This is a genomic window from Bradyrhizobium sp. USDA 372, from assembly GCF_053629095.1.
Genome location: NZ_JBRJHR010000001.1, coordinates 1,633,586 through 1,659,018, shown reverse-complemented (window position 1 = coordinate 1,659,018; position 25,433 = coordinate 1,633,586). Strand labels below are relative to the sequence as shown.

The window sequence follows — 25,433 nt, the reverse complement described above, 5'->3', positions numbered from 1 at the left end:
ATGAACTGGTTATCCAGCCGTCTCGATCGGCTGATGAGGGTCGAAGACGGCGTGCAGACGCCGTCTCTCGGCCTCGTGCTCGGATTCTGGATCGTCACGAACGTTCTGGTCGGGCTCTGGTGGCGTCTGGAGATTTCCGATCGGTGGATTCCCGGCGCTTTGCGGTATGTTGGAATAGCGTTCTATGTGCTCGCGGCGCTGGCTCCGCTGGTTATTCTCTTCAAGATCCGAGATCGTTTTCTCAACCCGGTTGTCCTGGGGCTGTTCGTCAGCTGTTGCCTGGCCGCATCTATCACGGCTCATGAGGCCAATCTGCTGCGCGAACAGATGCAGTTCAGCCTCAATCACGAGCGGGGGTTTGCCCATGGGGAACTCGTCGAAGGCATTATCCGCCCGCTCATATCGAAAATCGTGGAAACCTACGTTCAGGTTCTCGGCGACGATAACCTGAGAGGATCGACCTGGCGGACGCATATCGCGATCAACTACATGTTCGGCTCGTTGTCGTTTCTTGCGGTGTTCGCGTTGGGGACCCTTCTGCTCTCGCCGACCTCGACGTGGCTCTGCCTGCTCACTTTTGCATTCTACACCCAGACGGCTATTTTTCCGGGGCGAATGGGTGCGGTATTTATTGCGGGTGGCTTGTTCTGGCAGCTGTTTCTGCTGGTATCCCGCCATTACCCGGCTGCGATCATATCGGGGCTCATCATCAGCTTCGCGAGGACCGACGTCGTGTTCGCAACGGCGTTCGCGCCATTGAGTCTGGCGGCCTTCGAGCGGCGATGGCCCACGACCAGAGAATGGTGCGTCAGCGGCGTGCTGGTCCTTATCTCTCTGCTGGTGCCAAAGATGCTGCTCTCGATGCACCCGCAGGCGATCTACACCTCATTCCTGGTGACCCAGGGCGACTACTTCAGCAAGCTCGTGGTCAATCTGCTGACCATGAAGCTTGCGGTGGCGATCGCGAGCCCAGTGCTCGCGATCGTGATCGTGAGAACGTTCGCGCTCACCCGAACGATGGCCGTGGTGGTCCCGGCCGGTCTTATTCATCTCGGAATCGTGTTCTTGATTGCGGATTTCTCCGAGACGCGATTGATCGTGCCCGCGCTGGGAGCTCTCGCGTTCATAAGCAGCGAAGCTCTCGGAAATCTTCTGACCGGCAAGAGCCAGGCGGGAAGCGATGCCGACGTCGCGCGGGCCGAAGCCTGAGTTCCGGGTGCAAGGCCGAAAGGCGCTCGTCGTCAGAAATTGATCCGCTCGCGCTCGACAACGATCGGCCGTCGACGGACCTGGTTGAAGATCGCGACAATGTATTCGCCGAGCACGCCGAGGAAAAACAACTGCACGCCGCCGAAGAAGAACAGGCCGATGATGATCGTGGGGATGCCGTGCGGACCGATGTCGAAGCCGGTTATCTTGAGAAGGAACACGACGAAGGCATAGGCGAAGCTCAGCGACGAGATGATCAGTCCGAAGAAAAACGCAGTACGTAGCGGCACGGTCGAGAAGCTGATGGCACCGAGCAGCCCCTGGTCGATCAGGCTCGACAGCCGGTTGCGCGAGATGCCGTGCTTGCGTGCCAGCCAGGTGTAGGGCACGCCGATCGAGCGAAAGCCGCACTCGAACGGCATCATCCGCATGAAGGGCTGGACGTCGTCGAACTGCTTCATGGCGTCGAGCACCTTGCGGTCCACGAGCTGGTAGTCGCCGACGTCGGCCGGATAATCGACATAGGACATCCGGCTGATCATCTTGTAGTAGAGATGCCGCGCGGTTCGGCTCAGAAAAGGCTCTTCTCGCCGGGCCCGGATGCCGAACACGATCTCGTAGCCTTGCTCCCAGTGCTTGACGAAAGTCGGGATCAGCGACGGTGGGTCCTGCAGATCCGCGGGCATGAACAGCACGGTGGCATCGCCTGTCGAGGCCAGCACGCCGTTGTAGGTGTTCCTCAAGACGCCGAAGTTCCGGGCGTTCACGATGACCTTCACCGAGGGGTCCTCGGCTGCGATCTCCTTGAGAATTTCAACCGTTCGGTCGCTCGAGGCGTTGTCGCAGAAGATGTGCTCGCGCTCGTAATCCGGAAGCTCACGGTCGAAGATGTCCTTGACCGCCGCGTAGCATTCCCGAATTCCCGCCTCCTCGTTGTAGCAGGGCGTCACAAGGCTGATCTTCTTGCGCATCAATCCTCCGGGACATCCAGCGAGCGGGACCATTCCCCCATGTGGGAATCAGGCAGCCGGCGACCGCCCGAGAGGACTGGCGCACCGGTGGTGGGGTTGCCATCCTTCAATCGTTTCTTTAGCAGGTAGGGCGGCGACTTCAACCGTTCCGGGAGCAGGGCGGGTGCGGTTGGATCTTGTTGACAAGGCTGGATTAATCGTTCTGATGTGACGTTTTCTGCTGGACGGGTATGAGCATGAAGGCCGTGATTCTGGCAGGTGGATTCGGGACTCGCATTACCGAAGAGAGCCACGTCAAGCCGAAACCCATGATCGAGATCGGCGGCAAGCCGATCCTCTGGCACATCATGAAGATCTTCTCGTCGTACGGTATCGACGAATTCGTCGTCTGCTGCGGCTACAAGTCCTACGTCATCAAGGAATATTTCGCGAACTACTTCCTGCATATGGCGGACGTGACGTTCGACCTCGCCAACAATTCGATGGAAGTGCACAACAAGTTCGCCGAGCACTGGAAGGTCACCTTGGTCGACACCGGCCTCAACACCATGACCGGCGGCCGCCTCAAGCGCGTCAGGGACTACGTCGGTAACGAGACGTTTTGCATGACCTATGGCGACGGTCTCGCCGACGTCGATATCGGTGCGCTGCGGGAGTTTCATCGTGCCCACGGGCGTCACGCCACGGTCACCGCGATCCAGCCGCCGGCGCGTTTCGGCGCGCTTGATATCGGCGACGACGTGGTCCGCCATTTTGAGGAGAAGCCGCGCGGTGACGGCCGCTGGATCAACGGTGGCTTTTTCGTGCTGGAGCCGGCGATCTTCGACTATCTCGGTGACGACACCACCATCTGGGAGCAGGAGCCGCTCAAGCGCCTGTCGCAGGACGGGCAACTTGCAGCCTATCGCCACGCCGGCTTCTGGGAGGCAATGGACACTCTGCGGGACAAGGTGCACCTGGAGCAGCTCTGGGATAGCGGGCAGGCGCCCTGGAAACATTGGCAATGAATCCCGGCTTCTGGAGCGGCAAGCGCGTCCTCGTCACCGGGCACACTGGCTTCAAGGGTGGTTGGCTGGTGGCGTGGTTGCGGCATCTCGGCGCCGAGGTCGCAGGTCTCGCGCTGCCGCCGTCGACGACGCCCAACCTGTTCGATCTGGCGCAGACTGGGCAGGACATCGTGTCGATCTTCGCCGACATCCGCGATCCACTCGCGGTCAAAGCTCTGTTCGACCGCTTCCAGCCCGAAATCGTGTTTCACATGGCCGCCCAGGCGATCGTGCGGGCATCCTATGACGATCCCGTCGGCACCTACGCGACCAACGTCATGGGCACCGTGCACGTCTTCGAGGCGGTGCGGACCTCGCCCGTGCGCGTGGTGGTCAACGTCACCAGCGACAAGTGCTACGACAACAAGGAGTGGGTCTGGGGCTACCGCGAGACGGATCCGCTCGGCGGCAAGGACCCCTATTCCAGCAGCAAGGCCTGCGCGGAACTGGTCGCGGCGGCGTATCGGTCGTCGTTCTTCAGCGGAACTCGCCGGATCGGCTTCGCCAGCGCCCGCGCGGGTAACGTGATCGGTGGCGGCGATTGGGCGCAGGATCGTCTCATCCCCGACGTGATCGCCGCGATCTGCAGCGGCCAGCCGGTGCCGGTCCGCAATCCCGATGCGGTGCGGCCCTGGCAGCACGTGCTCGAGCCGCTGTCGGGCTATATTCTGCTCGCCGAGCATCTTTGGCGCGATCCGGCATCCTTCTCCAGCGAATGGAATTTCGGCCCCGACGCCGATAGCGTGCGCACGGTGCGCTGGCTGGTCGATCGCCTCGCGCTACTGTGGGGTGTTCCGCCGCAGCAGATGCCGCAGCCGGGTCAGCATCCGCACGAGGCGCGGCTGCTGTCACTGGACAGTTCCAAGGCGCGGGCGCATCTCGGCTGGGCGCCGCGTTGGGGCCTCGATCGGGCCGCCGCCGCCGTGGTGGAGTGGTACAAGGCGTTCGAGCAGGGCGCCGCGGTCAAGTCGGTGATGGTTGACCAGATCGACGCTTTCATGAACACAAAGCGGGACTAGCCGCCTTTCTTATCGGATCAATATGATGGCCACCACGTCGACGAGACCGCTTACCGAGATCAAGAGTTGCGAGGTCTGCGGCAACGACAAGCTCGTGCCGGTGCTCGATCTCGGCCGGCATCCGCTGTGCGACGACCTGGTGGCGGTCGGGGATACGCGCCAGTGCCGCGAATATCCGATTCAGATCGACTTCTGTCCGACTTGCGCGACAGGCCATCAGCGCTTCCAGGTGCCGAAAGAGGATCTTTTCCCCAAGGACTATCATTACCGCTCGCGTTTCACGGCCGATGTGCTCTCTGGGATGAAGGGGCTCGTGGCGACCTGCGCGGAGCGGATGGGACCTTTGACCGGCAAGATCGCGCTCGACATCGGCTGCAACGACGGCAGCCTGCTCGACTTCTTCCGCGAGGCCGGCGCGAAAACGGCCGGCATCGAGCCGACCGGCGCGGCGCAGGACGCGGCCGCCAAGGGCCATTTCGTGGTGCAAGACTATCTCAGCACAGAGACCGCCGCCGAGATCCGGCGTGGCGTCGGCACGCCGGACATCATCACCTTCACCAACGTTTTCGCGCACATCGAGGATCTGAACGGCGTGCTTGCGGCGCTGAAGGCGCTGCTCGGGCCTGAGACCGTGATCGTGATCGAGAACCACTATCTCGGTGCGGTGTTGGACCGGCATCAGTTCGACACCTTCTACCACGAGCACCCGCGGACCTATTCGTACAAATCGTTCAGCTTCATCGCAAAATCGCTCGGCCTCGACATCGTCAATGTCGAGTTTCCCGCGCGCTATGGCGGCAACATCCGCGTCATTCTCGGACGTGCGGCCAAGAGCGATGCCGTCGCAGCGGACATCATTGCGCGGGAGAACAATTTCCAGGCCGAGTTCGCCCAGCTCGCGCGCGACGTCGAGCTCTGGAAGGCGCGCAAGGGCGCAGAGCTGAAGAAGATCATCGCGGCACATGGTCCCGTCAGGGCCAAGGCATTTCCGGGCCGCGCGGCGATCCTGGTCAAGTTGCTGGGACTGACCGAAAAGGAGATCGTTGCCGTCCACGAGAAGCCGGGCTCGATCAAGATCGGGCACTACGTGCCGGGCACGCGCATTCCGATCGTCTCCGACGACGAATTGTTCGCGCATGGCGACCAGGCCAAGCCACTGCTCAATCTCGCCTGGCACATCTCACGCGAGATCCGGCAGTATCTCCAGGACAACGGATACAAGGGGCCAGTGATCGACGTTCTCAGTGCGGACGATTTCCATGCCTGAACCTCCCGTTTTCACGATCCTCGGATCGGGTTTCGGGATGTATGGATATCTGCCCGCGCTGATCGAGTGCGGGATGAAGGTGGCGCTGCCGGAGCGCTACCGTGCAGTGGTCGGCGGTCGAAGCGAGCTCGTCCAATACGTGCCCGAGGTGATTTGGTGTCCCGGCACTGAGGAGGCGCTGGCACGGGCGAGCGGGGCAGTGGTTGCGCTTCGTCCTGCCGATCAGGCCGACTGGATGGCGCGGCTGGCAGACATGCCGGGCATCCGCGAGCTGATCCTGGAGAAGCCGGTTGCGCCGACGCCGCAGCTTGCGGCGCAGCTCATCGAGGCATTCGAGCGCGCCGGCAAGCGCTATCGCGTCGGCTACACCTTTCGTTTCATGCCGTGGGCGGAACGGCTTCGCGCGGTGCTCGGCGCGAGCACCGATGGCCTCTCGCTGGACTGGACCTTCATGGCGCATCACTATCGCGCCAATCTGACGAACTGGAAGCGGTTCGACGCCAGTGGCGGCGGTGCTCTCCGCTTCTACGGAATCCATCTGATCGCGCTTCTTGCAGAGCTCGGTTACGACGACGTGGCGATGTCGAGGCTCGCCGGGCCGTCAGACGCCGAGACATCGTCATGGAATGCCGTGTTCACGGGCAAAGGCCTGCCGTCATTCGCGCTACGCATCGACAGTCGCGCGCCACATACATGCTTTAGCATCGCGGCAGGACGGCGCGGGAAGAGCGATCTAGCGATCGTCGACCAGCTTGACCCGTTTTCGTCGGTCCAGCAGAGCTCGATGAACGTTCGCGATCCCAGGGTCGACGTGCTGGCGCAACTTTGCCGCTCGCTCGGCGAGGCCGATGCGGACCACGCGGAGCGTCAGCGCAAGATCATCGCGCTGTGGGCTCGGATCGAGGCGGTGTCCCGCCGAACAGCTGCGTTCTGAACTGCGAGCCGCTACCACACGCTCCGCCCGCCATCCATCACCAGGTTCTGCCCGGTCATGTAGCTCGACGCGTCCGAGCAGAGGAACTGGACGGCGGCGCGATATTCGTCGACCTCGGCCATCCGCCCCATCGGGATCAGGCGCGTCAGTCGTTCGACGAAGGCCGGATCCTGGTTATTGAAGACGCCGCCCGGCGAGATCGCGTTGACGCGGACGCCGTGATCGGCCCAGTACGTCGCCAGATATTTCGTCAGCCCGATCAAGCCGTGCTTGATCACGGAGTAGGTCACCGGCTTCACCGGCTGCTCTTGCTCGCGGATCACCTGCGGCTGGCGGTAGAGCCGCTGGTCCGGCGCGATCACGCCGAGATCGGAGGCGATGTTGAGGATCACGCCGCGGCCACGCGATGCCATTGCGCCGCCGAACACCTGCGCGCACAGCATCGCGCCGGTCAGGCCCACGGCGATCTCGGTCTGCCATTGCGGCACCGGAAACGCCTCGAAGCGCGAGGAATGCATCACGCCGGGTGCGGAGGTCACCTTGGGGTCGATCGCCGCGTTGTTGACGAGGATGTCGACGGAGACGCCGCGGCCGGAAAGCTGTTCGTGCGCAGCGCGCACGGAATCGAGCGTGGTGACGTCGATCGCAAGCGCGATCAGGTCGGCGGACGGCGCATTCTGCTTGAGCGCGGCAACGGCGGCTTCGGCTTGCGCAAGCCCGACGTCGGTGACGACGACGCGCGCGCCGGCCTCGGAGAGCGCGGCGACATGCTGCCGCCCGAGCAGGCCGCCTGCACCGGTCACGAGAGCGGTGCGGCCGGTCAGGTCATAGCGTGAGGACGGGCTTGCCATCGGGAGCTCCTGCTTCAGCTGCGCAATTGGCCGCCATCGGCGACAATGACGCTGCCGGTGATGAATGCCGCGCGTGGCGAGGCGAGGAATGCGACGAGGTCGGCGACCTCTTCCGGCTTACCCAGCCGGCGCAGCGCCACCTCGCGAACAAGCATGTCCTCGACTGCGGCCCTGTTCTCGGTGAGCTTGCGCGCCCAGGTGCCGTCGGCGGCGAGGATGTTGCCGGGTGCGACCGCATTGATGCGGATGCCCTCGAGCGCGAGCGGTCGCGCCAGCCCGCGCACGGTCGCGTTCAGCGCCGCCTTCGCGGCATGGTAGGTGACGGGCGCGCCCAGCGCCGCCATGCCGGCGATGGAGGAGATGCAGACGATGGACCGGTCGCCGCTGCCGCGCGACAGCAGCGGCCGTGCGGCCTCGATCATGTTGGTCGTGGCGAAGAGATTGAGGTCCATCACCCGTGACCATTCCGCCGCATTTTCCTGCCCGGGCGGCACGGAAGCGCCGCTGCCGACGTTGCAGACGAGAATGTCGAGCTGGCCCCATTGCCGTTCGACCTCGTGCACCAGCCTTGCTGCGGCGGCCAGGTCGGTGACATCGGCCACGTGGACCGACGTGCTGCCGCCGACCGCAGCCCGCGCGGCATCGAGCGCATCGGCGCCGCGCGCCGCCAGCGCGACCCTGGCGCCTTCCGCGGCGAGCGTCGTCGCGATCGCAAGCCCGATCCCACGGCTGGCACCGGTGACGAGAGCGACGCGATCGTTCAGCTCGAGCTTCATCGCGCGGCATCCTCGATCCAGCGAACCGTCATGTCGCGATATGTCGCCAGCGCGCCGGCGTGATCGCCATCGCTGGCCCGCGCGGTTTGCAGGATGTACTGTCCCCTGTAGCCGGAGCGCTCGATCAGCCGGATCGTCTTGGCAAGATCGGCGTTGCCGGTGCCGAGCGGCACGGTGGTGCCGCCGCGCACGCGGTCCTTGACATGGACATTGAGAATGCGGGGCGCGTAGGCCTCGATCTCCTCGACGCTGTCGTAGCCCAGCGAAGCGCTGTTGCCGCTGTCGTAGTTGATGCCGAAGACGTCGGCCGGAAACGCCTCCATGAAATGGGCGAGATCGCGCGGCGGCAGATCGGACTCGAAGACGATCTTGACGTTCTGTCTCACGAGCTGCTCGCGGCGGGCGATCAGCACCCGTTTGAGCGTGTCGCTCTCGCTCTCGCGCTCGATCTTGCCGTTGTCGACCAGCGGGATCACGATGAACTCGATGCCGATACGGCTGCAGGCGGCAATCAGGAGATCGAGATCGTTGACGAGAGCATCGCGCACGACGGCATCGACCTTCCAGAACGGCGCCTGCATGAAGCAGTCACCGGTCAGGCTCGGGATGCGAACGCCGTTCTCGCGCGCCAGCGTCAGAATCTCCTGTTGTCCCGGCTCGGTCGTCAGCGGGTTCTCGCGCAGTCGCTCCTGGTCGATGGTCCACTCCATCCGCGTCAGGCCAAGGGCCTTGGCGCGGGGAAATTCCTCGCGCCATTCGTTCCACGGGAATGCCTGGATCTTGCCGTCGACCAAAGTCGACAGGCGTCCCTGCATGAAGCCGATGCGTTCGAGCGTTGCGGTCACGATGTGCTATCCGAACTGATGGCGAGGCCCTTGGCGATCCAGCCGCCGTCGACGAAGATTTCCTGGCCGGTCACATAGGCGGAGGCTTCCGAGGCCAGGAAAACGGCGGCGCCCACCATGTCGGCGGGCTGTCCCCAGCGGCCGAGCATGGTGTGGCGGCGCCGATCCTCGTGCATGACCGGATCGGCATAGCTCTTGGCGGTCATCTCGGTCGCGACGTAGCCCGGCGCAAGCGCGTTGACGCGGATGCCGTCCGGCGCGTAGTCGGCGGCGAGTGCGCGCGTCAGCCCGGCAAGTCCCGCCTTTGCCGCGACGTAACCGGGATTGCCGGGAAAGCCGCGCACGGAATTGATGCTGGTGACATTGACGATCGCCGCCGCGCCCGCGTTCTTCAGGAGCGGATAGGCGGCGAGGATCGTGGCGTAGACGCCAGTGAGATCGGTCGCGACCGTGGCGCGGAATCGTGCGAGCTCGCTTTCGCTGCTTTGGGCGGGAAGACTGATGCCGGCGGCATTCACGAGTGCGTCGATGCGATCGCCTTTTGCCGCGATGGTGCGGAATGCGCCTTCGATCGCGCCGTCGTCGGAGAGGTCGCAGGCAATCGCGGTGACGCCCTGCGGCGCGGTTCCGGAACGGCTGAGCCCGAACACGGTGGCTCCGGCGTCCTTGAGGCCGCTCGCAATCGCCGCGCCAATGCCGCGCGAGGCGCCGGTGACCACCGCGATCTTGCCTGCGAGAGAGAAGGCGCTGAGATCAGGCATAGCCGTAACTGTGCATGATGGCGGCGCAGAGCTTGACGTCCTCGGGGCGATCGATCTGGAACATCTTGTGACGCTCCATCACGTGAAAACCGATCTTGCCGCCGAGACGATTGTTCTGCTCGCGCAGGAGGGATGGGATCAGGACGTAGAACGAGCCGTTCTCGAGGTAGCGCTTCTCGATCTGCTGCCGCATGCGGCGGTTGCGATAGTCGTAATTGATCGGCTCCGGGCCGTTCGCGCCGATCCGCCAGTTGAAGTAATCCTCGACCTCGCAGACCGACAGCAGGCTGTCGAGATGGTCGCGATCGAAGGTCGCAAGCGCGTTCTCGATGTCGCTGGGCTCGCGGATCGGCGATGTGGCCTGAAGCGCGACGATGCGCTCGAACCGGCCCATTTGCGCCTCGGTCGCATCGAAAGCATGCAGCCAGGCGGATTCGGAGGAGGCGAGGTCGCCCGAAATGTCGTCCGGACGCCGCACGCCGACGGCTCCGGCGGCCTCGGCCGCGGCGAGGATTGCCTCGCTGTCCGACGAGACCGCCACCACGTCGACGCCGCGTGCAGCGCGAGCTTGTTCGACCGTCCAGGCGATCAGCGGCTTGCCGCAGAGATCGAGCAGGTTCTTGTGCGGGATACCCTTGGAGCCGCCGCGCGCGGCGATCACGGCCAGCGTCTTGCGCGCCATCAGATGTGTCCCTCGAGACGCTCGAGCGCGGTCCAGAAGCCTTCGCCCATGTTCTTGTGGCCCTGCCATATCTCGGGAATGAACGAGGCCGTCGGCGCATGCTTGCGCAGCACCTGTCCGATCTCGTCGAAATCGATCTCGCCTTCGCCGATCTGGAGACCTTCGCCGTCGAGCCCCTTGGCGTCGCCGAAATGCAGATGCGCAGTGTGCGGCCCGAGCCGGGCGAGGCCTTGCGCGAAGTCGAAGCCGAAATGATTGGCGGCGAGCTTGGTGTGGGAGATATCGACGCACATGCGCAAGCCGTGCTTGGCGCAGAACGCGGCCGATTCCTCCGGGAAGATGAAGATGTTCTGGTGGCGCTGACCGCCGAAATGCCAGGGGAACGGCGCCATGGTCTGCGGCGTCAGTTCGACACCGTCCATGTCGAGTTCGGTCAAGCTCTGCGCAAAGATGCGGTAGCGCTCGGCTTTCTCCTCCGGCGGCAGCGGCACGTCCATGGTGAAGCCGCCGATATTGGCGACGATGGGCGGGCGCTTGGTCTTGGGGAAGAACTTCTTCAGGCCGCGGGTGATGTCGATCACCGCTTGGGTCTGCTCGAGCGAGTAGCGCCGCAGCGCCTCGTCGGGCGTTGCGAGGTCCATCAGCTTGGAGCCGGCAAACAGCTCCGGCGCATGCACGACGAAGCCGAGATCATAGGTGCCCGACAGATAGGCCGCCGGATCGCGCTCCATGTCGCTGTAGCTGAGATGGAATTCGATGATGTCGGGCTCGCAGATCTCCAGGAAACGCTCGGTATCGTGATAGCGCACCGGCACGCCCCAGGGGCGGTCGAACTTGTAGCGCCGCGCTTTCGCGGCCCCCTCATTGAGGTCGCTCTGGAAGAAATAATCGTCGGCCACCATCGTCCGCGTCAGCTTGCGGCCGAGCAGCGCCGGCATCTTCAGCGGCGACAGGCCCTGTCCCGGGCTCTTCACGGAGATGTCGCGTTCGGAGATCACGGTGCCGGCCGACAGGTCGCGCGCGGCCACCAGGCTCTTGGCGAGGTTCTCGCGGTTGATCAGCTCACCCTGGCTCAGGGCGCGCTCGGCGAGCTTCTCGCCGCGCGCCGCCTCGACCTCGCGAATGCCGGAGACGAGCGCCTTGAATTCCTCCGGCTCGAGACTAGCGGCATGGTCCGGACCTTCCATCTCGCGATCGAGCGTGATGTGGCGTTCGATGACGACGGCACCGAGCGCGACGGCGGCCGTCGAGACGGCAATGCCGCGCTCGTGGCCGGAATAGCCGACGACCGGATGGATCTCGCGCAGCGTTTCCATGAAACGCAGGTGGATGTTGTGGAGCGCGGCCGGATAGGTGCTCTGGCAATGCAGGAGCACGTAGCTGGCATTGCGGTCGTCGAGGAATTTCGCCGCGGCCTTGATCTCGTCCGTCGTGCTCATGCCGGTCGAGACGATCAGCGTCTTGCCGGTGGCGGCGAGGCGGGCGAGCAGCGGCAGGTTGGTGAGGTCGGCCGAGGCGACCTTATAGGCCTTGACGCCGAAGCCTTCGAGCACGGCGACGCTCTTCGCGTCCCAGGGCGTGCAAAGGTATTCGATGCCCTTGGTTGCGCAATATTCGGCGATCTTCTTCTGCTGTGCGGTCGGCAGCTCGAAGCGGCGCAGAAGATCGAGCGTATATTCGACGGCGAGGTCGTCGTCTTTCCCGGACAGGCTCGAGGCGCGATAGACCTCGTCGAGCTTCCGCATCTGGAATTTGGCGCAGTCGGTTCCGGCCGCGACCGCGGCGTCGACCAGCGCAATGGCGCGGTCGAAATCGCCGTTATGGTTGTTGCCGATCTCGGCGATGACGTAGCAGGGTTCGCCATCGCCCAGAAGACGGTTGCCGATGCGGACCGGAGCAGGCTGTTTGGGCGATGTCATCAACATTCTCGTCTCATATGCGTCAGGCGAGCTGCGCCGGAACACGCGATTTCCACGTCCGCAACCCGTTCTCCTCGAACATGATGCGCGAACAGCCGTGCCCCTGCTGTTCCAGCGCCGCGATCAGCTGGTAGCGCTCGAATGGGCGGACGAAGAACATGAAGTAACCGCCGCCGCCGGCGCCGAGCAACTTGCCGCCGACCGCGCCATGCTGCTTGGCAAAATCGTAGATCGCGTCGATCGTGTCCGACGAGATCTTGGAGCTCAGCTTCCGTTTGGCGTGCCAGGCCTCGTCGATCAGCCGGCCGCATTCCAGCAGCTGGCCGCGCAGCAGATGCCGCCTTATGTCGCGCGTCACTTCCTTCTGCTTGGCAGCCGCGGCGACGGCGTCGCTGGTCTCGTGCTGAGCCTTCTGGTCGCGGTGAATGGCGCCGGAATCGCGCCCCGAGCCGATGTAGCAGAGCACCAGGCTCTCCTCGAGCTCGGCGATGATGTTGGGATCGAGGCGAAGCGGCACGATGGTGTTCTGGTCGGAGAAGAACTCCATGTGATTGAATCCGCCGAACACGGTGGCGTACTGATCCTGCCAGCCGCCGGGGATGTTGAGCATCAGCCGCTCGGCCTGGAAGGCCATCTCCGCGATCTCGTGGCGATCCCACTGGTCGCTGCGAAATTCATTGAAGCAGCCGATGATCGCCGACGAGACCACCGCGGAGCCGCCGAGGCCGGATCCGACCGGAAAGTCCGCGGACACTTCGAGCTCGAAGCCGTAAGTCGGCTTGATCAGGCGCACGACCGACTTGATCAGTGCGAGATCTCCGCCCGTTCCGAGCTCTGCGAGATTGTCGGCCTCGACCGTGCGGCGGAAGTCGTGCGAGTAGATCCGGATGCTGGAATCGCTCCGGCGCCGCAGCGTTGCGTGAGCGTACATCTTGATCGTGGCGCTGATGACCGCGCCGCCGTCATTCGCCACGAAGTAATGCGTCAGGTCGGTGCCGCCGCCGGAGAAGCTGATCCGCACCGGCGAGCGGGCGCGCGCGAACACCTCGCTCTCTTCCGACAAGTTGAACAGCTCGCGGCTGAACACGTCGACGAGCCGCCCTTCGCCATCGAGGATCGGCACCACGTGGACACGCTGATCGAGCAGCTTGAGGATCTGCTCGCGCGGCCCGCCGGTCGGTGCCCAGACGAAGTTGCGGTTGATGCAGGACGCAACCCGGTCCTGGATCGTGATGCCGGTCAGCATGCGCCTGCGGATGTCACCGTCCGTCACCGCACCGACGATTCGCCCACTCGCGTCCTGCGCGAACAGGATGCCGAGCATGTTCGCATTCAGGCGCCGGAAGGCTTCCTCAATGGTCTCGGTCTCGACGATGGTGACGAGGGTTCGGTCAAGCACGTTTTGGGGTCCAGGAAGGGCCAATTCCAGGCCGTATCGCAGCAGGGGTTGGTAATACGGGAGCCGCAGGGACGATGCAAGGTTCCTGCGCCCGGGGGGATCGCCCAATATGGCCGCCGTCAAGCACCCCCGTCGGATCGTAGCCGATTTACATTGGCGGCCGTTTCTATAGAAGGCTCCACAAGGGGTCTGCGCGAAATGTATGTGATCGGAATCAGCTCGGGGATCAAGCACGGGCATCACGACGGTGCGGCGGTGCTGCTGCGCGACGGCGAGTTGATCGCAGCCGCGGAGGAGGAGCGCTTCACGCTGGCGAAACACGCACGCGGCGAGCTGCCGCGTGGCGCGATCGGATTTTGCCTCAAGCAGGCCGGCATCACCATGCGCGAGGTCGACTGGATCTGCTCGCCGCTCAAGACCTACACCAATTACGCGCAGCGTCTCACCGAATATTTCAAGTATCAGTTCGGCCACAGCCCGAAGATCGAGCTCTACGACCATCACCTCTGTCATGCCGCGAGCTCGTTCTACGGCTCCGGTTTTTCCGAGGCGACGGTGGCGTGCTTCGACTTCTCCGGCGATTCCAGCTCCGGCCTTGTCGCCCATGCGCGCGGCAATGACTTCCGCGTGCTGACGCGATTTGGTCGCCATAACAGTCTTGGTCTCTATTACGGGATGCTGACGCAGTATCTCGGCTATCAGATGACCAATGACGAGTACAAGGTCATGGGGCTGTCGTCCTATGGCAGTCCGGACTATCTCGACAAGTTCGCCAAGCTCTTGCGCCCGAACGGCATCAACTACGAGCTCGATCCCGAGCTCGACAAGCGCCGGCGCGACGCCGACATCTTCACCAGCGATTTCTCCACGCGGCAGGAACGCATCTTCACCGAGAAGATGGAGGAGATCTTGGGTCCGCGGCGGCTGCGTGGCGGGCCGCTCGACCAGCGCCTGACCAACATCGCCGCGAGCGGTCAGAAACAGCTCGAGATCGTCACCACCGAGGTGATCCGCTCCGCGATTGCCGAGACGGGCTGTGGCGACGTCTGCATCGCCGGCGGCGTCGGGCTGAACTGCAAGATGAACATGGAGATCGCCGCGGAGCCATCCGTGAAGCGTCTCTACGTGCCGCCGGTGCCGCACGATGCCGGCGTCGCGCTTGGCGCAGCGATGATGAAATGCGCCGAGGCGGGCCACGCGATCGCGCCGCTGACCCACGCTTACTGGGGACCGGACTATTCCAACGACACGATCCGGGAGACGCTGGACAAGATCGGCGCGCGATTCGAGCTGCTCGACGATCCCGTCTCGCGCTGCGTTACCGACTTGACGGAGCAGAGGACCGTGGGCTGGTTTCAGGGGCGGATGGAATACGGTCCGCGCGCGCTCGGCAACCGCTCGATCCTGGCCGATCCGCGCCATGCGGGCATGAAGGATCGCATCAATCTCACCATCAAGTACCGCGAGGAGTTCCGTCCGTTCTGCCCGTCGGTGCTGTACGAGCGGCAGGCCGAATATTTCGAGAATACGTTCGACGCGCCGTTCATGGTCGTGACGTTCCCGGTCAATGGGAAGGTCGCCGAGACCATGCCCGCGGTGGTCCATGTCGACAACACCTCGCGGATCCAGAGCGTTCATGCGGACAGCAATCCGCTCTACAGCCGCCTGATCGGCGAGTTCGCGAAGGCGACCTCGCTTCCGGTGCTGATCAACACCAGCCTCAACATCAACGAGCAGCCGACGGTGAACGCGCCGCTCGAGGCGTTGCACACCTATTTCTGCTCGGGCCTGGACGTGCTCTATCTCGGCAATTACCGGCTTTCGAAATCGAGCTGAGACTAGCGCTCGTCCGCGATCACCTTGCCGTCGTTCGGCAGCATGCCGGGGCCGACCAGCTCGACCGTGCCGCCGAGCTTGGTCACCGCGCGCAAAGTGCCGGCGATCTCTTCGCGTAGCGCCTCGCTCGCGGCCGCGGTTTCGGCTCTCAACGTCATGGCGTCGGTCTCGCCTTGCCGGGTCACGACGAGGCGCAGTCTTCCGAGGCCAGCGTGGCGCTTGCCGATCTCGGCGATCTGCTCGGGCCGGACGAACATGCCCTTGATCTTGGTGGTCTGGTCGGCACGGCCCATCCAGCCCTTGATGCGCATATTGGTACGCCCGCACGGGCTCGTGCCGGGCAAGGCCGCGGTGAGGTCGCCGAGCGCGAGCCGGATCCAGGGATGGTGAGGGTCGAGCGAGGTCACGACGATCTCGCCGACGTCGCCTGGCGTCACGGGATCGCCGGTGCCGGGCTTGACGATCTCCAGGATCAGATCCTCGTTCACGACCATGCCTTCGCGTGCCTCGGTCTCGAAGGCGATGAGACCGAGATCGGCGGTGCCGAAGGCCTGGTAGGCGTCGATGCCGCGCCCCCTAATCTCGGCCTGGAGCGAGGGCGGGAACGCAGCGCCCGAGACCACCGCACGCTTGATCGAGGAAACTTCACGCCCCGAACTTGCCGCGGCATCGAGCAGGATCTTCAGGAAATCCGGCGTGCCGCTGTAGCCGACCGGCCGGTAGGCCTCGATCAGTTCGAATTGCTGTTCTGTGTTGCCCGGGCCGGCCGGGATCACTGCGCAGCCGAGCGCGCGCGCCGACGCATCGAAGATGAACCCCCCGGGGGTGAGATGGTAGCTGAAGGTATTGAGGACGATATCGTCGGGACGGAACCCAGCTGCGAACAGCGCCCTTGCGCCGCGCCAGGGATCGGCCTGCCGCCCTTCCGGCTCGAAGATCGGGCCGGGGGAGGTGAAAAGGCGGGCGAACGAGCCCGGGGCCTCCGCCACGAAGCCTCCGAAGGGCGCAGAGGCCCTGTGCAAGACGGGCAGTTCCGACTTGCGCAACACCGGTAGGTCCGCCAGAGCCGCCCTGGAGGTCACGGCGGCGGGATCGCAGCCTTTGAGCCGCGCGGCATAGGCCGGGGCGGCCATCGCGGCTCGCAGCACCTCCGGAAGGCGGGCGAACAGGTCGGCCTCGCGCGCGGCTTGCTCACGCGTCTCGCGGGCGTCGTAATGGGCGGTCATGGCTGTTCTTTCCGTGTTGGCATCCGTTGCGCACCGCCACCGGCATGGCTATCAGACCGCCATTGGCGAGGCTTGAAAGGGACCCGATGGCGGACGAAGGACTCATTGCGGCAGACGAGGCGTCGAACGTCGTCGCACGCCTGAAGCGCCGCATGATCGACGAGGCGCTGCCGCTGTGGTCGACGGTCGGCTGGGATCACGCCGCGGGCGGCTTCATCGACCGGTTGCACCGTGACGGCGCGGCGGATGCGGCCGCGCCCCGGCGCGTGTTCGTCCAGGCACGCCAGATCTGGTGCTACGCCAAGGCGGCACAGATGGGTTGGTATCCCGACGGGCGCGCCATTGCGCTGAAGGGGCTGGAGCACCTGCTGGCCAAAGCGAAGGCGCCCGACGGCCGGCCCGGCTATGTGCACCGGCTGACGGCGGACGGATCGGTGCTGGATGCCCGGCGCGATGCCTATGACCACGCCTTCATCCTGTTTGCGCTCGCCAGCGTCTATGCGCTCGACCAGGACGCGCAGGTCCGCGCCGAGATCGATGCGCTGCTCGCCTTCCTCGACAGCCATCTGCGCTCGCCGCATGGTGGCGTTCACGAGGGCCTTCCGGTCTCGCTGCCGCGCCGGCAGAACCCGCATATGCATCTGTTCGAGGCGATGATCGCGTGCTTCGAGGCGACCCACGATCTGTCGTTCCAGAACCGTGCCGGGGAATTCTTTGCGCTGTTCCTGGCCAACCTCTACGACAAGCAGAAGCACGTATTGTCGGAGTATTTCGAGGAGGATTGGTCGAAGATCGAGCCGGTCAGCGTCGAGCCGGGCCACCAGGCGGAATGGGTCTGGCTGCTGAAGGGTTTTGAACGCATTACAGGCTGCCCGACCGGCCAGCGGCGTGCGGAATTGCTGGAGACCTCGCTGCGCTATCGTGACGAGGCGACGGGCTGCCTCGTCGACGAGGGCGATGCGAGCGGCAACATCCGCCGCAGCACGCGCCGGCTGTGGCCGCAGACGGAGATCGCGAAGGCCTGGATCGCGCAGGCCGAGTCCGGCGAGGCGGGTGCGGCGGACGAGGCGCGCGCGGCGCTGGTGCGGCTCGAACGGCATTATCTCAGCCATCCCGTGAAGGGCGGCTGGTACGACCAGTTCGATCGCGACGGCAAATCGCTGATCGACACAATTCCTGCGTCGTCGTTCTACCATGTTCTCTGCGCGGTCACGGAAGCGGAGCAGGTGCTGGAGGGTTAAAGCCACCGTTTGCGCCGCTTGAAACTCTTGAGGTTCTTGAAGCTCTTGCGCTGGTCGCCGGCGCCGCCGAGGTAGAATTCCTTGACGTCCTCGTTGTCGCGCAATTCGTCGGCGCTGCCGTCGAGCACGACCTTGCCCTGCTCCATGATGTAACCGTGGCTCGCCACGGAGAGCGCAGCGCGCGCATTCTGCTCGACCAGGAGGATGGTGACGCCGAGATCGCGGTTGATCTTCTGAATGATCGAGAACACCTCTTTCACCAGCAGCGGCGACAAGCCCATCGAGGGCTCGTCCATCAGGATCATCTTGGGGCGGGCCATCAGCGCGCGGCCGATCGCGAGCATCTGCTGCTCACCGCCGGAGAGATAGCCGGCAAGGCCGGTGCGCTCCTTCAGGCGCGGGAAGTAGCTGAAGACCATGTCGAGGTCGGCATCGACCTCGCGGTCTCTGCGGGTGAAGGCGCCGAGCTTGAGGTTCTCGAGCGACGTCATGTCGGCGACGATGCGTCGTCCCTCCATCACCTGGAAGATGCCGCGGCGGACGATCTTGTCGGGATCGATGCCGTTGATCCGCTCGCCTTCGAACAGGATCTCGCCGCGCGTGACTTCGCCGTCCTCGGTCTTGAGCAGCCCCGAGATCGCCTTGAGCGTCGTCGACTTGCCGGCGCCGTTGGCCCCGAGCAGGGCCACGATCGCGCCCTTGGGCACGTCGAGGCTGAGGCCGCGCAGCACCAGGATGACGTCGTCGTAGACGACCTCGATGTTGCGCACGGCGAGGAGGGCGGCGGGGGCCACAGCGGTGGGAGTTGAGCGGGTTCCTTCAATGATTTGGGACATGCGTCTTCATTCTCCGCCGTCGTCACCCGCGAAGGCGGGTGACCCAGTATTCCAGAGGCGCCGGAGATTCATCGCGAAGCCGCGGCGTACTGGATCCCCCGCCTTCGCGGGGGATGACAGTTGTGTTTGGCGAACGGCGTGGCTCACCACCCCAGCAGTTCCGGCTTGCGCGGCAGCTCCACGGTCTTGACCTTCTCGAGCTTGATCGTGCCCTTGGCCATGAGATCGTTGAGGTCGCCATCGGTCGCACCCGAGATCTTGGTGCGATAGAGATCCACCTTCAGCGTGCCGCGGTGGTCCTTCTCGGTCCAGGTCGAGGGATTGCAGACGCCCTCCATGCCTGATGGCACCCAGTCCTTCTTCTGGTGGAAGCCCTTGGCGACGTTCTCGCCGGTGGCGCCGCCGTTCTTGGCGGCCCAGTCGAGCGCTTCCTTCATGTACAGCGCCGAGCAGACGGCCGCGACGTAGTGCACGGGACGATAGACCTTGCCGCTGGCGTCGGACATCTTCGAGATCTCCATCAGCGTCTTCATGCCGGGGGCATCGCCGCCCCAGCTCACCGCTGTGCGCAGCGGGAAGATCACTCCGTTGGCGGCATCGCCTGCGGTCTTGGCGGCGTTCTCGTCCATGCCCCAGACGTTGCCGAGGAACTGGATCTCCACGCCGGCGGTCTTGCAGGCCTTCATCACCGAGATGTTGGAGGCCGCGGTGTTGCCGAGATAGGCGTAGTTGGCGCCCGAGGATTTCAGGCTGAGGCACTGTGCGCTGTAGTCACCGGGCGTCAGAGCGAATATCAGCGGCGGCAGCACCTCGAAGCCGAGCTCCTGCGCCATGGCTTCGCCGGCAGCCTTCGGCGCGTTCGGATAGGGATGATTGGCACCCATGTGCACGAATTTGGGCTTGCCGGACTTGCCCTTGGCCTTCCAGTCCTCAGCCGCCCACATCAGCATCGCGCGCAAGGCGTCCGAATAACTCGGGCCGTAGAAGAAATTGTAAGGGGCGGGCTTGGCCTTGCCGCTGACGCCCTCGGGATCGGTCAGCGCCGCGGCGTAGGAGCCGGACATGTCGGGGATCTTGTCCTGGGCGAGGAAGCCGGTCAGCGCTTCGGTGTCGGCGGTGCCCCAGCCCATGATCGCGGCGACCTTGCCGTCCGGCGCCGACCATTTCTTGTAGAGCGCGATCGCGCGGGGCACCTGGTAGCCATAATCGTTGGTGTCGAGGTTGACCTGCTTGCCGCCGATGCCGCCGTTCTTGTTGACCCAGGCGAAGGTGTCGGCGACGGCCTGTCCAAACGGCGTGCCGACGTCGGAGGTGCCGCCGGAATAATCGGCGAGATGCCCGATCGCGATCTGCGCCTGCGCGCCTGCCGAGTATGCGACAATCGCGAGCGCGAGCGAGGCGGTGCTCAAAAGGGACTTCATCTTCATGGGTCGGTTCCTCCTGTTTATTGTTTAAGTGAAGTTGCCCGTGCTCAATGCGAGAACGGGTAGAGTTTCCAGTACGCCTTGATCTGCCGCCAGCGATGCGCGAGCCCGTCAGGCTCGAACATCAGGAATGCGATGATGATCACCCCGATCGCGATCTCGCGCAGGAAGGTGATGTTATTGTTGAGCGACAGCGCCTTGTCGATCGCACCGCCCTTGAGATAGTGGCTGACGAACTCCATCGCCTCGGGCAGCAGCACCACGAAGGCGGTGCCCATCAGCGTGCCCATGATCGAGCCGGTGCCGCCGATGATGATCATGGCGAGGAACAGGATCGAGCGCTCGATGCCGAAACCTTCCTGCGAGACCACGAGCTGGTAATGCGCATAGAGCGCGCCTGCGATGCCGGCGAAGAAGGCGGCAAGGCCGAACGATAGCGTGCGGTACTTGGTGAGGTTGATGCCCATGATCTCCGCAGACAAATAATGGTCGCGGATCGCCACCAGCGCGCGGCCATCCCGCGTGCGCATCAGGTTGGTGACGAGGATGTAGCTCAACAGCACATAGGCGAGCACGACGTAGAAATACTGCCGGTCTCCCCGCAGCGTATAACCGAAGATCGAGAACGGCTCGGCGCTCGCCGGCACCGAGCCGCCCGAGAACCATTCGGCGCGAGAGAAGAAGTCGAGCAGGATATATTGCGCGGCCAGCGTCGCGATGACGAGGTAGAGCCCCTTCAGCCGCGCGGCGGGGATGCCGAAGATCAGTCCGACCAGCGCCGTCACGAGCCCCGCGAGCGGGATCGCGAAGAACACCGGGATCGGCGCGTTGTTGGAGATGTAGGCCGAGGTGAAGGCGCCGAGCAGGAAGAAGGCGGCGTGTCCGATCGAGATCTGGCCGGTGAAGCCGACCAGGATATTGAGGCCGAGCGCCGCGATCGAGAAGATGCCGATCTGGATCAAAATGCTGAGCCAGTAGCCGCTGAAGAATTGCGGCGCGAGGCAGAGCATCGCGACGCCTGCTATCGCGAAGTTGCGGCTGGTGGTGGTCGGGAAGATCGTGGTGTCCGCGGCGTAAGTGGTGCGGAAATCACCAGCGGGGATGAGGGCAGGGCCGGCCATGGATCAGATCCGCTCGATGTCGTGGGTGCCGAACAGGCCGTAGGGCTTGATCATCAGCACGATGATGAGGACGTAGAACGGCGCGATCTCGTAGAGATTGCCCCAGTGCAGATACTCGCTGTCGACATATTGGGCGACGTTCTCCAGCAGCCCGATGATGATGCCGCCGAGCACGGCGCCGCCGACGGAATCGAGCCCGCCGAGGATCGCCGCCGGGAACACCTTGATGCCATAGGCGGCGAGGCCCGAGGACACGCCATTGACCACGGCGACGACGACGCCGGCGACGGCCGACACCGTCGCCGAGATCGCCCAGGCCATCGCGAACACGCTCTTGACGGAAATGCCGAGCGACTGCGCGACCTGCTGGTTGAACGCGGTGGCGCGCATCGCAAGGCCGTACTTCGAAGCGCGGAAGAACCAGGCCATGCCGATCATCATGGCGACCGACACGACCAGGCTCATGACATAGACGGTCTGGATCTGCAGCCCGAGTAGGCTGACCGACTGGCTCTCGAACACGCGCGGGAACGGCTGCGGATTGACGCCGAACATCCATTTCAGCGTCGCCTGCAGCACGGTGGAGAGGCCGATCGTCACCATGATCACCGAAATGATGGGCTCGCCGATCATCGGCCGCAGGATCAGGACCTGCACCGCGATGCCGAACACGAACATGAACACCAGCGTGATCGGCATCCCGATCCAGAACGGCACCTGGTATTTCGCTAGCAAGGCCCAGCACACCCAGGCGCCGACCAGCAGCAGCTCGCCTTGCGCGAAGTTGACGACCTGCGTCGCCTTGTAGATCAGCACGAACGACATCGCGACCACGCCATAGAGCGTGCCGACCACGAGGCCGTTGACCAGGAGCTGGATGAGGAAAGCGGTGTTCATTTATGGTCTCCTGCTGCACCCACATCGTCATTGCGAGCGCAGCGAAGCAATCCAGTATCTTTCCGCTGAGACAGTCTGGATTGCTTCGCTGCGCTCGCAATGACGGAGTGCATACGGGATAGCCCTGCCGCAAGCGGGGAGAGGCGAAGGGCGGCGCCCCGCGTGACGATCACCTGTGTCACTCCGCAGCCTCCGCCATGTGCCCGTGCCCGCCGAGGTCCACCACGCGGAGCGTCGTTCGCACGCGCTGCGTGGTGCCGTCCTGGAAGCGGATCACGGTGTCGACGGGGATATTGGCATCGCCGCGGTAGATGGCATCGATGATGCCGGCGTATTTCTCGTTGATGACGCCGCGTCGCACCTTTCGCGTCCGGGTGAGCTCGCCGTCGTCGGCATCTAACTCCTTATAGAGCAGCAGGAAGCGCGAGATGCGCTGCGCCGGCGGCAGCGTGGCGTTGACGGTCTCGACCTCCTTCTGCAGCAGCGCATAGACCTCCGGCCGTGAGGCGAGATCGCTGTAGGTCGTGAAGGAGAGGCGGTTCTTCTCCGCCCATTTCGAAATGATGGAGTAGCGGATGCAGATCATGGCCGCGAGCGCCTCGCGGCCGGCACCAAGCACCACGGCTTCGGCGATATAGGGCGAGAATTTCAGCTTGTTCTCGATGAATTGCGGCGAGAAGCGCTCGCCGCGGGAAGTCTCGGCGAGATCCTTGATGCGGTCGATCACGACGAGCTGGTTGTTGGCGTTGAAATAGCCGGCGTCGCCCGAGCACATCCAGCCGTCCTTGATGTCGGCGACGCTGGCCTCGGGATTCTTGTAGTAGCCGAGGAACATGTTGGGGTGCCGGACGACGATCTCGCCGACACCATGGACGTCGGCGTTGTCGATGCGGATCTCGACGCTGTCGGCCATCGGCACGCCGGTGGTATCAGGGTCGACCTTGCCCTCGGGGTGCAGCGTATAGGCTCCGAGCAGCTCGGTCTGGCCGTAGAGCGTGCGCAGCGGCACGCCCATGGCCTGGAAGAACTTGAAGGTGTCAGGGCCGAGCGCCGCGCCGCCGGTCGCGGCCGAGCGCAGCCGGGTGAAGCCGAGCCGGTCACGCAGCGCGCGAAACAGGATCGCGTCGGCAAAGCCGGAGCGCTTGCCCTGTTCGAGCGCGGCAAGGCCGCTCTTCATGCCGACATCGAAAAGGCGCTGCTTGAAGGGCGTTGCGTCCATCACCTTGGCGCGGACATCGGCGGCGATGGATTCCCAGACGCGGGGGGCGAACAGCACGAAGGTCGGTGCGATCTCGCGCAGATCGTTCATCATCGTGTCGGGCTCTTCGACGAAGTTGATCTTCATCCGGCAGAGCAGACCTTTGCCGAGCACGTAGACCTGTTCCATGATCCACGGCAGCGGCAGCACCGAGACATATTCGTCGTCGGGGCCCTTGGGGTCGAAGGCGAGATAGGTCGCGCAATGGCCGAGCACGCGGCCGGCGGCGAGCATCGCGAGCTTCGGATGCGAGGTGGTGCCGGAGGTGGTGCAGAGGATCGCGACGTCCTCGCCCTTGGTGGCGTCGACCAGTCTGTCGTAGAGTTCCGGCTCGCGTGCGGCGCGGGCGCGACCGAGCTCGGCAAACTTCTCCGCCGACATCAGGCGCGGGTCGTCGTATTTCCGCATTCCGCGCGGATCGGAATAGATGATGTGCTTCAGCTTCGGCACGCGTTCGGCGAGGGTAAGCAGCTTGTCGACCTGCTCCTCGTCCTCGGCGAAGACCAGCTGCGCCTCGCCATAGGTGAGGAGATAGGAAGCCTCCTCGTCCAGCACGTCGCGATAGAGCCCCAGGCTGAGGCCGCCAATGGCATGCGTTGCGACTTCTGCCGCGACCCAGTCCGGCCGGTTGTCGCCGATGATGCCGATGACATCGCCGCGACCAAGGCCGAGCTCGACGAGACCGAGCGCGAAATCGCGCACGCGGGCCTGATAGTCGCTCCAGGTGAAGATGCGCCAGAGCCCGAGATCCTTCTCGCGCATTGCGATCTCGTTGCGGTGCTCCCTGGCATTGAGCCGGAGCATCTTCGGATAGGTGTCGGCCTGCGCGACGCGGCCCGCATAATCCATCATGCCGCGCTCTCCTGCGCCGGAGAGGCATCGTCGGGATCGACCAGCACCTCGTCCTCTTCGCCGAGATAGGCGCGCCTGACGTGGGGATCGGCGAGCACGGTCGCCGGATCGCCCTCGGCGATCTTCTTGCCGAAATCCAGCACCATGACGCGGTGGGAGATGTCCATCACCACGCCCATGTCGTGCTCGATCATCACTACCGTCATCCCGAACTCCTCGTTGAGATCGACGATGTAGCGGGCCATGTCCTCCTTCTCCTCGAAATTCATGCCGGCCATCGGCTCGTCGAGGAGGATCAGGCGCGGCTCCAGCGCCATGGCGCGGGCGAGCTCCACGCGCTTGCGCAGGCCGTAGGAGAGGGTGCCGGCCGTGGCCTTGCGCACCGACTGCAGATCGAGGAAGTCGATGATCTCTTCCACCTTGCGGCGGTGCTCGAGCTCCTCCTTGCGCGCGCCGGTGAGCCAGTACAGCGAGCCCGTGAGGAAATTGTTCTTCAGCAGGTGATGGCGGCCGACCATGATGTTGTCGAGCACGCTCATGTGGTGGAACAGCGCGAGATTCTGAAAGGTGCGGCCGATGCCGAGCGAGGCGCGGGCATTCGGCGTCAGGCCGGTGATGTCGCGGTCCTGATAGAACAGCTGGCCTTCGGTCGGCTTGTAGCGGCCGGAAATACAGTTCACGATCGAGGTCTTGCCGGCGCCGTTGGGGCCGATGATCGAGAACAGCTCGCCTTCCCTGATGGCGAAGCTGACATCGGTCAGCGCACGGACGCCGCCGAATCGCAAGGACACGCCGCGCACTTCGAGACTGGTAGCCACCAAACGAATCCCTCCCGGTGATGGCGCTTGATTGGCGCTCTTCGTCCGTTCCTGTCAGGCGATCCTAGTACGGTCGTGCCGGCCAGACCATGCAGCTATTGGTCTCGACCGGACCGGCCCACCTTCGTTCCCGTGAGGGATCAAAAGCCGCATCGCCCGAGGTGGTCCTCAATAGGGGAAAGCGCTATTTTGAAATGTCTCCGGCCTGACAATTCTGCGACAAAGTTTGTCGGGCCGAGCGGCTC

At 64.3% G+C, this 25,433-nt stretch carries 22 protein-coding genes; 7 read left to right on the top strand and 15 right to left on the bottom strand.

All coding sequences use genetic code 11. The features are described from left to right. Complete coding sequence (locus tag AB7M16_RS08140; RefSeq protein ID WP_453943596.1) at positions 1 to 1,209, top strand: hypothetical protein; 1,209 nt, start codon at positions 1 to 3, stop codon at positions 1,207 to 1,209. Positions 1,210 to 1,241: 32 nt separating this feature from the next. Here the strand turns inward: AB7M16_RS08140 and AB7M16_RS08135 are convergent, their stop codons facing one another. Next, positions 1,242 to 2,180, bottom strand: coding sequence for a glycosyltransferase family 2 protein (locus AB7M16_RS08135; protein ID WP_453943595.1), 939 nt, complete (start codon positions 2,178 to 2,180; stop codon positions 1,242 to 1,244). Between the two features lie 236 nt (positions 2,181 to 2,416). Here AB7M16_RS08135 and rfbF point away from each other — a divergent pair, with 236 nt between their 5' ends. Genes rfbF through AB7M16_RS08115 form a run of 4 tightly spaced genes read left to right on the top strand, consistent with a single transcriptional unit; the run spans position 2,417 to position 6,446 of the window. Continuing rightward, positions 2,417 to 3,187, top strand: a complete 771-nt coding sequence (rfbF, locus tag AB7M16_RS08130) for a glucose-1-phosphate cytidylyltransferase (RefSeq protein ID WP_453943594.1) — start codon at positions 2,417 to 2,419, stop codon at positions 3,185 to 3,187. Continuing rightward, entirely contained in the window at positions 3,184 to 4,245 is a 1,062-nt protein-coding gene (rfbG, locus tag AB7M16_RS08125) for a CDP-glucose 4,6-dehydratase (RefSeq protein ID WP_453943593.1), read from the top strand. The genes rfbF and rfbG overlap by 4 nt, the downstream gene beginning before the upstream one ends. 25 nt (positions 4,246 to 4,270) lie before the next feature. Then, positions 4,271 to 5,512: a class I SAM-dependent methyltransferase gene (locus tag AB7M16_RS08120; RefSeq protein WP_453943592.1), complete on the top strand. Its 1,242-nt coding sequence runs from the start codon at positions 4,271 to 4,273 to the stop codon at positions 5,510 to 5,512. Continuing rightward, complete coding sequence (locus AB7M16_RS08115; RefSeq protein ID WP_453943591.1) at positions 5,505 to 6,446, top strand: hypothetical protein; 942 nt, start codon at positions 5,505 to 5,507, stop codon at positions 6,444 to 6,446. The genes AB7M16_RS08120 and AB7M16_RS08115 overlap by 8 nt, the downstream gene beginning before the upstream one ends. Before the next feature lie 11 nt (positions 6,447 to 6,457). Here the strand turns inward: AB7M16_RS08115 and AB7M16_RS08110 are convergent, their stop codons facing one another. From AB7M16_RS08110 to AB7M16_RS08080, 7 genes are read right to left on the bottom strand one after another with little or no spacing between them, the layout of a single operon-like run. After that, a complete protein-coding gene (locus AB7M16_RS08110) occupies positions 6,458 to 7,297 on the bottom strand; it encodes an SDR family oxidoreductase (RefSeq protein ID WP_453943590.1) in 840 nt (279 codons plus the stop codon). 14 nt (positions 7,298 to 7,311) lie between these two features. Next, complete coding sequence (locus AB7M16_RS08105) at positions 7,312 to 8,073, bottom strand: SDR family NAD(P)-dependent oxidoreductase (RefSeq protein WP_453943589.1); 762 nt, start codon at positions 8,071 to 8,073, stop codon at positions 7,312 to 7,314. Continuing rightward, positions 8,070 to 8,918, bottom strand: a complete 849-nt coding sequence (locus tag AB7M16_RS08100) for a sugar phosphate isomerase/epimerase family protein (RefSeq protein ID WP_453943588.1) — start codon at positions 8,916 to 8,918, stop codon at positions 8,070 to 8,072. The genes AB7M16_RS08105 and AB7M16_RS08100 overlap by 4 nt, the downstream gene beginning before the upstream one ends. Further along, complete coding sequence (locus AB7M16_RS08095; RefSeq protein ID WP_453943587.1) at positions 8,915 to 9,679, bottom strand: SDR family oxidoreductase; 765 nt, start codon at positions 9,677 to 9,679, stop codon at positions 8,915 to 8,917. The genes AB7M16_RS08100 and AB7M16_RS08095 overlap by 4 nt, the downstream gene beginning before the upstream one ends. Then, positions 9,672 to 10,361, bottom strand: coding sequence for an acylneuraminate cytidylyltransferase family protein (locus AB7M16_RS08090; protein WP_212260181.1), 690 nt, complete (start codon positions 10,359 to 10,361; stop codon positions 9,672 to 9,674). The genes AB7M16_RS08095 and AB7M16_RS08090 overlap by 8 nt, the downstream gene beginning before the upstream one ends. After that, on the bottom strand, positions 10,361 to 12,280 hold the full coding sequence (locus tag AB7M16_RS08085; RefSeq protein ID WP_453943586.1) for an N-acetylneuraminate synthase family protein: 1,920 nt from the start codon (positions 12,278 to 12,280) through the stop codon (positions 10,361 to 10,363). Before AB7M16_RS08085 ends, AB7M16_RS08090 begins: the two co-directional genes overlap by 1 nt. Positions 12,281 to 12,302: 22 nt before the next feature. Further along, the gene (locus tag AB7M16_RS08080; RefSeq protein ID WP_453943585.1) at positions 12,303 to 13,679 is read right to left on the bottom strand and encodes a GHMP family kinase ATP-binding protein; all 1,377 of its coding nucleotides are present in this window, start codon (positions 13,677 to 13,679) and stop codon (positions 12,303 to 12,305) included. A 198-nt stretch (positions 13,680 to 13,877) separates the two neighbouring features. On the opposite strand from AB7M16_RS08080, the gene AB7M16_RS08075 reads away from it, so the two are divergent. Continuing rightward, positions 13,878 to 15,515 carry a carbamoyltransferase family protein gene (locus AB7M16_RS08075; RefSeq protein ID WP_212260184.1) on the top strand — a complete coding sequence of 546 codons (1,638 nt, stop codon included), beginning with the start codon at positions 13,878 to 13,880 and terminating at the stop codon, positions 15,513 to 15,515. Positions 15,516 to 15,517: 2 nt separating this feature from the next. Here AB7M16_RS08075 and AB7M16_RS08070 read toward each other — a convergent pair whose 3' ends face one another. Beyond that, positions 15,518 to 16,741, bottom strand: a complete 1,224-nt coding sequence (locus AB7M16_RS08070; RefSeq protein WP_453943584.1) for a phenylacetate--CoA ligase family protein — start codon at positions 16,739 to 16,741, stop codon at positions 15,518 to 15,520. Positions 16,742 to 16,827: 86 nt separating this feature from the next. On the opposite strand from AB7M16_RS08070, the gene AB7M16_RS08065 reads away from it, so the two are divergent. Next, complete coding sequence (locus AB7M16_RS08065) at positions 16,828 to 17,982, top strand: AGE family epimerase/isomerase (RefSeq protein WP_453943583.1); 1,155 nt, start codon at positions 16,828 to 16,830, stop codon at positions 17,980 to 17,982. Here the strand turns inward: AB7M16_RS08065 and AB7M16_RS08060 are convergent. From AB7M16_RS08060 to AB7M16_RS08035, 6 genes are all read right to left on the bottom strand, one after another. Beyond that, positions 17,979 to 18,818, bottom strand: a complete 840-nt coding sequence (locus tag AB7M16_RS08060) for an ABC transporter ATP-binding protein (RefSeq protein WP_172785338.1) — start codon at positions 18,816 to 18,818, stop codon at positions 17,979 to 17,981. The genes AB7M16_RS08065 and AB7M16_RS08060 overlap by 4 nt on opposite strands. A 143-nt stretch (positions 18,819 to 18,961) precedes the next feature. Next, entirely contained in the window at positions 18,962 to 20,245 is a 1,284-nt protein-coding gene (locus AB7M16_RS08055; protein ID WP_453943582.1) for an ABC transporter substrate-binding protein, read from the bottom strand. Positions 20,246 to 20,289: 44 nt separating this feature from the next. Beyond that, positions 20,290 to 21,363: a branched-chain amino acid ABC transporter permease gene (locus tag AB7M16_RS08050; RefSeq protein ID WP_260379987.1), complete on the bottom strand. Its 1,074-nt coding sequence runs from the start codon at positions 21,361 to 21,363 to the stop codon at positions 20,290 to 20,292. Positions 21,364 to 21,366: 3 nt separating this feature from the next. Continuing rightward, on the bottom strand, positions 21,367 to 22,260 hold the full coding sequence (locus tag AB7M16_RS08045) for a branched-chain amino acid ABC transporter permease (protein WP_157326827.1): 894 nt from the start codon (positions 22,258 to 22,260) through the stop codon (positions 21,367 to 21,369). Between the two features lie 178 nt (positions 22,261 to 22,438). Further along, a complete protein-coding gene (locus AB7M16_RS08040; RefSeq protein WP_453943581.1) occupies positions 22,439 to 24,370 on the bottom strand; it encodes an AMP-binding protein in 1,932 nt (643 codons plus the stop codon). Continuing rightward, complete coding sequence (locus tag AB7M16_RS08035) at positions 24,367 to 25,188, bottom strand: ABC transporter ATP-binding protein (RefSeq protein WP_172785334.1); 822 nt, start codon at positions 25,186 to 25,188, stop codon at positions 24,367 to 24,369. The genes AB7M16_RS08040 and AB7M16_RS08035 overlap by 4 nt, the downstream gene beginning before the upstream one ends. Between the last annotated feature and the right edge of the window lie 245 nt (positions 25,189 to 25,433).